Origin of the sequence: Glaciecola sp. XM2 (assembly GCF_018595715.1) — a bacterium.
Classification (GTDB): domain Bacteria; phylum Pseudomonadota; class Gammaproteobacteria; order Enterobacterales; family Alteromonadaceae; genus Glaciecola.
The window spans coordinates 81,146-89,552 of record NZ_JAHEOJ010000017.1 but is presented as its reverse complement, the minus strand read 5'-3'; the positions used below and the strand labels follow the sequence as shown (position 1 = coordinate 89,552).

7 protein-coding genes are annotated in these 8,407 nt (G+C 44.4%); 4 read left to right on the top strand and 3 right to left on the bottom strand.

What is annotated here, in order from left to right; translation table 11 throughout:
• Nucleotides 1-115: 115 nt before the first annotated feature.
• From KJ365_RS03560 to pheA, 4 genes are all read left to right on the top strand, one after another.
• Complete coding sequence (locus KJ365_RS03560; RefSeq protein ID WP_214449579.1) at nucleotides 116-1,270, top strand: IS110 family RNA-guided transposase; 1,155 nt, start codon at nucleotides 116-118, stop codon at nucleotides 1,268-1,270.
• Nucleotides 1,271-1,670: 400 nt separating this feature from the next.
• On the top strand, nucleotides 1,671-1,991 hold the full coding sequence (gene yciH, locus KJ365_RS03555) for a stress response translation initiation inhibitor YciH (protein ID WP_214450257.1): 321 nt from the start codon (nucleotides 1,671-1,673) through the stop codon (nucleotides 1,989-1,991).
• A gap of 36 nt (nucleotides 1,992-2,027) precedes the next feature.
• On the top strand, nucleotides 2,028-2,840 hold the full coding sequence (locus KJ365_RS03550; RefSeq protein ID WP_214450256.1) for a response regulator: 813 nt from the start codon (nucleotides 2,028-2,030) through the stop codon (nucleotides 2,838-2,840).
• A 163-nt stretch (nucleotides 2,841-3,003) separates the two neighbouring features.
• On the top strand, nucleotides 3,004-4,197 hold the full coding sequence (pheA, locus tag KJ365_RS03545; protein WP_214450255.1) for a prephenate dehydratase: 1,194 nt from the start codon (nucleotides 3,004-3,006) through the stop codon (nucleotides 4,195-4,197).
• A 64-nt stretch (nucleotides 4,198-4,261) separates the two neighbouring features.
• Here the strand turns inward: pheA and tyrA are convergent, their stop codons facing one another.
• The 3 genes from tyrA to KJ365_RS03530 form a co-directional block, all read right to left on the bottom strand.
• On the bottom strand, nucleotides 4,262-5,410 hold the full coding sequence (gene tyrA / locus KJ365_RS03540; RefSeq protein ID WP_214450254.1) for a bifunctional chorismate mutase/prephenate dehydrogenase: 1,149 nt from the start codon (nucleotides 5,408-5,410) through the stop codon (nucleotides 4,262-4,264).
• Nucleotides 5,410-6,495 (bottom strand): 3-deoxy-7-phosphoheptulonate synthase, encoded by a 1,086-nt coding sequence (locus KJ365_RS03535; RefSeq protein ID WP_214450253.1) that lies wholly within the window; start codon nucleotides 6,493-6,495, stop codon nucleotides 5,410-5,412. The genes tyrA and KJ365_RS03535 overlap by 1 nt, the downstream gene beginning before the upstream one ends.
• Before the next feature lie 261 nt (nucleotides 6,496-6,756).
• Nucleotides 6,757-8,295, bottom strand: coding sequence for an AbgT family transporter (locus KJ365_RS03530; protein WP_214450252.1), 1,539 nt, complete (start codon nucleotides 8,293-8,295; stop codon nucleotides 6,757-6,759).
• Nucleotides 8,296-8,407 lie beyond the last annotated feature (112 nt).

Sequence of the window (8,407 nt, the reverse complement as noted above, 5' to 3'; positions counted from 1 at the left end):
ATAGACATTATGACTCCCTTCAAAAGTGCTAGTCTCCGCATTTTCGTGGGTTAGCTACAATAGCCAGTGCCATAAATAATTGTCGATTAAACATTATATAAATTTGGAGACTAGCATGAATAAACATAGCATAATTTTTATTGGATTGGATACTCATAAAGAATTTCACGAAGTGGCGTATTGCGAAGATGGTAGAGGGAAAGCACCGGTTCATATGGGACGCATAGCCTCTTCAAAAGTAAGCGTGAAAAAGCTTGTGCGTCAGTTTGAATCCAAATACCCAAACGCAACTCTGCACTTTGTTTACGAAGCAGGCCCTTGTGGCTATTGGATTTATCGGTTTATCACCAGCTTAGGTCATTGTTGTTATGTGGTAGCGCCGTCACTCATTCCTAAAAAGCCTGGTGATAAAATAAAGACCGATAGACGCGATGCACTTAAGCTCGTGAAATTACTAAAATCTGAAGATCTATCCCCCATCTATGTCCCCGAGCCGGAAGATGAGGCTGTACGTGATTTATCTCGTGGCCGTGAAACAGCCATGAAAGATTTAAAGGATGCAAAGTACCAATTAAAGGCACTTTTGCTGCGAAACAATATTCACTACGACGGAGTGGCTAACTGGTCTAAGAAACACCTTCGTTGGCTCACTGAAATGGTACTGCCGCATCCTGCACAGCACATCGTGTTACAAGAATACATTCAAACCATCACTGAACGAATACAGCGCTTAGAGCGACTCGATAATGAACTTGAACATCAAGTACGTCAGTGGCGCTATTATCCTGTGGTCAAGGCGATTCAATCTATGCGAGGAGTAAGACTATTGGTTGCTGTTGGTGTAGTGGCTGAGCTGGGTGATTTAACCCGCTTTGACCACCCAAGAAAGCTAATGAGTTATTTAGGTCTGGTGCCCTCAGAACATTCCTCTGGTGGTAAACGCCGTATTGGGGCCATTACCAAAACAGGTAATGGCCGTGCACGACGATTACTTATCGAAGGCGCTCATAGTTACCGATTCGCCGCTAATATCTCTACCGAGTTACAAAAGCGACAAGAGTGCTTACCCAAAGATATTTTGGACATTGCTTGGAAGGCGCAACTACGATTGTGCAAGCGCTATCAACGCATGAGTAAGCAGGGCAAACACTACAATTTAATCATTGCAGCGATTGCCAGGGAGATGGCGGCTTACATATGGGCGATTACCAAAGAAGTGGTACTCACACCGGTCAATCCAAAATTGCGCACTAGTAGAGTGCCAGCATGATAAAGAGTTTTAAGCTAGCGCATTTAGATCAGGCCGCGGATGTGGTGCAACCTCCGAGGGTGTTAGGAAGGCAATAAACAACACGTTTTTGACCCACGAACATAGAGTGATGAGAAGGCACTGCGGCGGAAAAAGTAAGGTCAGCTCTGCTTATTGAAAAATAAGTAACCTACGGATACCAGCATGTAAACCGACGACAATACTGCCTCATCTGATGCGTTAGCTTAATTTTTAAATATCTTATGGACCGAAAGAATGTCACAGGATTGTTTTGTCAAACTTGACAAAGGGAGTCATACCAACACTATAATTAAAGTCTAGGCGCTAGATTTGTAAGTCTTGGCATTATATTTGAATAACAAACGTAGATAAGGCGCTGACTTTTCAGCGAAATAAGATAATGAGCGATTCGAAATTAGTATATAGCACCGGCGTTGGACGAATAGATGAGAAAAAGCCTCAAGAAAGCGCCCCGCAAACCGATGGTATAGTGCGCATAAAGCGCATTACTAAAGGTAAAAAAGGCAAAGGCGTTAGCAGTATTGAAGGTTTGGGGATGAGTAAGGATGAGCTTAAATCACTTTGCTCTTTGCTTAAAAAGCAGTGTGGATGCGGTGGCGCGGTCAAAGACTTCAATATTGAAATTCAAGGTGATGTTCGCGATAAGCTCAAACAGATCCTCGAAAGCAAAGGCATGAAAGTGAAGCTTGCAGGTGGTTAAACACTTTGAATATAAAAAGATAAAAGAGACTATTTAATGCAAAACTTGTTGATTTCAGATTTACATATCCTTTTGGTAGAGCCATCAGACACGCAGGCGAAGATCATAAAAGGATTGCTGACCAGAGAAGATGTTCATGGCGTAGATATCGTCAAGAATGTGGCACAAGCAAAAGAAGAAATTGCAAAGCATAATGTCGATATCGTTGTCAGCGCCATGTATCTGGCGGATGGTAGCGGTTTAGATATCCTCGAATCTTTAAAAAATGACGTTTCAACAAGCAACGTCCCGTTTATGCTTGTTTCTAGTGAAACTAGCGTGCAAAAACTGGAAAAGTTTAAACAATCTGGTGTGGCCGCTATTTTGCCAAAACCTTTTGAGCCAATACATCTTCATCGAGCGCTTAACACAAGCTTGCAGTTACTGAATACCGAAGAGCTTGATTTATCACTATTCGATATTAACCATGTTCGTGTGTTGCTCGTTGATGATAGTCGCCTTGCCCGCAATCACATTAAACGTGTGCTCGAAAATATGGGTATTGAGCAAATTACCGAAGCCGAAAACGGCGCCCATGCACTGACCTTTTTAAAGGACCAAGAGTTCGACCTAGTCGTCACCGATTATAATATGCCTGAAATGGATGGCAGAGAGCTCTCTGAATACATTCGTTTTAATCCGCTTACCACGCATATTCCAATCATTATGGTCACCTCAGAATCCACTAGTAGTGCGCATATGACCAATATTCAGCAAACCGGTGTGAACGCATTGTGTGACAAACCTTTCGAATCAGATGAGGTGCGCGCCATTCTTGTGAATCTTTTAGACCAAAAAGAAGGCTCATAAACCGGTTTATTACCTCAACACGATACAATTTACCGACAATTTAAGTAATTGTCGTCCATTCACCAATCGTGGCATTGACATCGCTGCTTGGCTTGCATACATTAACGAGCACATCATAAAAAACACATTGCGCTTTTGAGCTCAGCATTAGCAGGAACACCCCTTGGCCACCGACCCATTAGAACAACTTCGTATTGCAATTACCGAAACCGACAAGCAGTTACTTGAAACCATTGCCGCTAGACAAAAGCTGACAATGGAAGTGGCCAAAACTAAAGTAAAACATCATATTCCTGTGCGCGACCAAGTGCGTGAAGAGCAGTTGTTGATACGCTTAATCAAACAAGGACAAAGCGTGGGCCTTGACCCGCACTTTGTTACTAAGCTTTTTCACGTCATCATTGAAGATTCGGTGCTCAACCAACAGTCGATGCTGGCACAATGGGCAAACCCTGACTCACAACTACCCATTAATCGCGTTGCCTTTTTAGGTGAAAAGGGCTCTTACAGTTACCTTGCTACGCAAAAATACTTTGCCCGCAGAAGCGGAGAGCTTGTGGAAATTGGCTGCGATAGTTTTGCTCAAATCATTCAAAGCGTAGAAAATAATACTGCTGATTATGCTGTACTGCCTATCGAAAATACCTCTTCAGGCAGTATCAACGAAGTTTATGACCAACTCCAGCATACACGCTTAAACATTATCGGAGAGTTAACTCACCCGATTAATCATGCACTGTTGGTGCATAAAGACGTTAAAGCAGAAAAAATCAAAACCCTTTATGCGCATCCACAAGTCTTTGCCCAGTGCAGCCACTTTTTGGCTGACTTAGGCAACGTTGAGGTCAAACCTTGTGACAGCACTTCTGCCGCTATGATGAAGGTCGCTGAGTTAATGCAAAGCGATGTTGCCGCAATTGGCTCTGAAGCCGGTGGCAAGCTCTATAATTTGCGTGCCACTCAATCTAACCTTGCCAACCAAAAAGAAAATCATAGTCGCTTTATTGTTGTCGCTAGCCGAGCAATTAAAGTGCCCCTGCAGGTGCCGGCAAAAACCACAGTGATCATGTCAACCGTACAAACAGCCGGTGCACTTGTAGATGCCTTAATGGTGTTAAAACAGCATGGCATTAATATGACCAAGCTAGAGTCTCGCCCAATTAATGGCAACCCTTGGGAAGAGATGTTTTATTTAGATATGGAAGGCAATATAGAAGACGGCCCGATGCATCAAGCCATTGATACCCTCAGAGGTATGACGCGCTATTTTAAAGTCTTAGGTTGTTATCCAGTAGAAGAAGTCTCCCCTACTCGCGTGGCTGCCACCCAGGCCCTTACACAAAAACACAGTGACTAGGATGTAATTGACGGTGTGCATACGATAAGAGAAATCTTACTCGTTTGTGCATGCCTTAAGCGTGTTATTTGAAGGTTCGCAACAAGTGACTGTCGTCGGCTTTTAACAACATCTTTTTGCTGTCAGTCAAACACAGTGTGGCATAATCGCCAAACCATTCGGCAGCCTCTTCAAACTGGCCAATAAAGGCAGATTTATCGCCCTTTTCAAGCAAGGTGATCGCTTCGGCAAAGCGCGCACTAAAACTTTTTAACAACGAAATACTTTCTTTATTACTGAAGATAATGTCGGCATAAAGCTGTCCAGATTGCGCAAACAAACGCCCTACCATGGCTAATTCAAGTCGATAGATGGGAGAACTAAAAGCAATAAGATCTTGCAGCTTTGGATTTTCTTGCTGTAGATGTTTACCATATACAAAGGTACTGAAATGTCGCATAACCTGAATGTAAGCCATCGCGTGGTCATGCTCTTGCGCGCTGCTATGATAAAGCGAGCCGCCCCATAGCTCCATTTGGTCCAGCAGCCATTGGTACTGCTGTGCGCCTCTGCCCTCACATACCACGACTACCTGCTTAATCATGCCAGGTGCATCTGGTCCAAACATTGGATGTAGACCCAATACTGGACCAGCATGAGCCTCTAACATCGCAGCAAGCGGTGCGCCTTTGATACTGGTGACATCCGCTAAAATGCAATCATCTTTAAGCTTAGGTAGCTGAGAAATTATTTCACAGGTTAGGTTAATCGGAACGGCTATAATAACCAGATCAGCATCGTGTAAATGTGCCGATGCATCTGCCCAGTCCTCTTTATCAAGGGCATAGACAGGGTATCCGCTTTGCTCAAACAAACCGACCAAGACCGAACCTAGCGCTCCCTTACCGCCAATGACAACAATTTTCTTAACATCTGGATTGATACAGGCATATTTAGCATGTTGTGAATGATAAGAATCACGCATCATGCGACGTAGAATATCTTCGACTAAGTCTTCAGATACTCCAGCTGCAGCGGCTTGTTTGCGCCTTGCTTCTATTAGCACTTTTTCACGCTCAGGCACATAAATGGGCAGCGCATGTTCGCTTTTTAACTGACCAATTTGCTTAGTGATTTCTGTGCGCTTGCGCAACAAATCTACCAGCTCGCTATCGGCCTCATCGATTTGTGCTCTGAGATCAGCGAGCTGTTGCTCAAACGAACGGTCAGACATTAGGCCTGACGCTTTTGCAAACGCATAGGAAGCACAGTAATAAGCTTTTCACGAGCGTTTAGCACCGAGCGTTGAGTTTGATCCCAGCTAATACAGCCATCGGTAATCGATTTACCATACTCTAGCTCTTTGGCTGTTTTGCCAGCGGTAGGCTGATTACCTTCAATCAAGTGGCTTTCTAACATAATACCAATGATTGACTGGTTACCTTCTAGAATTTGATTAACAACGTTTTCAGCTACCAATGGCTGGCGACGATAGTCTTTTGATGAGTTCGCATGGCTACAATCAACCACCAATGCCGCTTTCACGCCGGCATTGTTGAGCTCTTCTTCGCACTGTGCAACACACACCGAATCGTAATTTGGCTGCTTGCCGCCGCGCAATATAATGTGTCCATCTGGATTGCCTTCGGTTTTAATAATGCTCACTTGGCCTTGTTTATTAATCCCCATAAAGCTATGGCCAGAGGCCGCTGACTTAAGCGCGTTAATTGCAATATCAAGGTTGCCATCGGTACCGTTTTTAAAGCCAACCGGCATAGACAAGCCACTGGCCATTTCTCTGTGCGTTTGCGACTCAGAGGTGCGAGCACCAATCGCCGACCAACTGAAAAACTCAGACAGATATTGAGGGCTGATAGGGTCTAACGCTTCAGTAGCGACCGGAATTTCAAGTTCGGCTAACCAATTCAATAGTTCTCTAGCGCGGCGGATACCGGTATCGATATCAAACGAATCATCGATGTGCGGGTCGTTAATCAAGCCTTTCCAGCCAGTCGTTGTGCGGGGCTTTTCAAAGTACACGCGCATTACAACAAACAACGTATCTTTGCACGATTCGTGTAGCTCTTTGAGTTTTAAGGCATATTCTTTGGCGGCATCTACGTCATGTATGGAGCAAGGTCCGCACACGACGAGTAAGCGATGGTCTTTACCATGGATGATATCTGAAATGATGGCGCGGGAATCTTGCACATAAGCCCTAGCCTTATCGGTCATAGGTAGTTCGACGGCCAACTGCTCAGGCGTGATAAGCACCTGCTCGGAGGCAACATGGAGATTATTTATACTATCTTTTTGCATATTTTTCTTAACTGATTAAGGGCAAGCTTCGGGTCGACAAAGCTTTAAAATGTATTAGTAGAGAAACGTTTATTATTGCGCGTAAACCCGCGTTCTGTCGGCGTTATTGCATCCCTTACTGCGAATCGCCAGCGTATTACTGTGGCGTTAGACACGTTGTAACAAACCTTGTGATTAACAGCAATGGTTTTATATCTTAAACAAAGAAAAAGGGCGTTGTTTTTACACAACGCCCTTTGCAATGACTTTATATCCTTGCGCTTAAGGCGCTGGATATACGTAACTTGCGCCTACTCCCAGCGGAATGCCTATCGACCAATAGATCAACAAGAACGCGGTCCAACATATAAGCAACGCGACGCTAAACGGCAACATCAGTGAAAGCAACGTTCCGATGCCGGTAGACTTCACATAGCGTTGACAGTAAATCACGACAAGTGGGAAATAAGGTAATAACGGCGTCACAATGTTGCTTGATGAATCACCTACACGATACGCAATCTGCGCTAAGTCAGGCGAGATCCCTAATTGCATCAGCATGGGCACAAAGATTGGCCCAAGTAACGCCCATTTCGCCGAGCTAGAGCCCACAAACAAGTTTACAAACGCCGTTAAAAAGACAATGCCAACAATGGTAACCATGGCAGGTAGCGATAGTGCTTTTAATACTTGCGCACCTTCAATGGCCAACAATGCGCCTAAGTTTGATTTGCCAAAAGCATCAATAAACAAGGCGCAGAAAAACGCCATTACAATATAGTAGCTCATGCCATTCATGGCTTTGGTCATACTATCAATCATATCTTTAGTCGTTTGATAGGTGCCCGAGAGGTAGCCGTACACCACGCCGGGTATTAAAAATAGTAAGAAAATAATCGGCACGATGGACTGCATGACAGGAGCAGAAAATGAGGTTAATTCACCGTTCGCGTCACGCATAGGCGATGTCTCAGGAATGAGCACTAGTACTAACGTAATAATACCCACTAGCATAGACAGACCTGCCCAACGTAGCGCTTTGGTTTGCTTTGGATTCAAATCTTCAAACTTGGGAATTTCTTTGGGGTCGCCATCCACTTCTACGTTTTTGAGGCGCGGCTCAATGACTTTATCGGTTAGGTACCAAGCAATACCAATAACAAGTAGCGAAGATGCTGAGTTAAAGAACCAGTTGTTTAATGGGTTAACCATAATTGCTGGGTCGATAATACGTGCGGCTTCTTGCGTAAAGCTCTGCAGTAAGGGGTCAATCGCAGAGGGCACAAAGTTAGCGGAAAAGCCGCCACTAACACCAGCAAAAGCAGCAGCGATGCCCGCTAGAGGATGTCTTCCCATCGCATAAAAAATGACACCGGCCAATGGAATAACAAGCACGTATCCAGCATCAGTTGCGGTATGACTCACAATCGCAACTAGCACGACCATGGGGGTAAGCAAACTACGGGGAGTAGAGTCTAGCATGCGCTTTAAACCGGCACTGATGAAGCCAGAGTGCTCAGCCACACCCACACCTAACATCGCAACAAGGACAACGCCAAGCGGAGCAAAGCCGGTGAATATTGTTACCATTCGACTTAAAAAGTCGGCCAGTGAGTCCCCTGTCAGCAAATTATTGACAATAATTGCTTCGCCGGTACGTGGGTCAATGGCAGAAAATGAGACTTGCGATAAAAGGGCAGAAAATGTCCACACCACAACCAAGCAAATGAAAAAAATCATAGCTGGGTCAGGCAGTTTATTTCCAACGACTTCTACCTTATCGAGGGCACGAGTGACCCAAGTAGATTTAGTTTGCTCCATCGAATGAGCTCCATAGTTATTATTATTGTTTACACGAATCGATACTTAACGTGCTGGCTAGTGATGATTATGCGAGTTGTACACAAGATTGCAAGAATCAAAATCGCTTAAT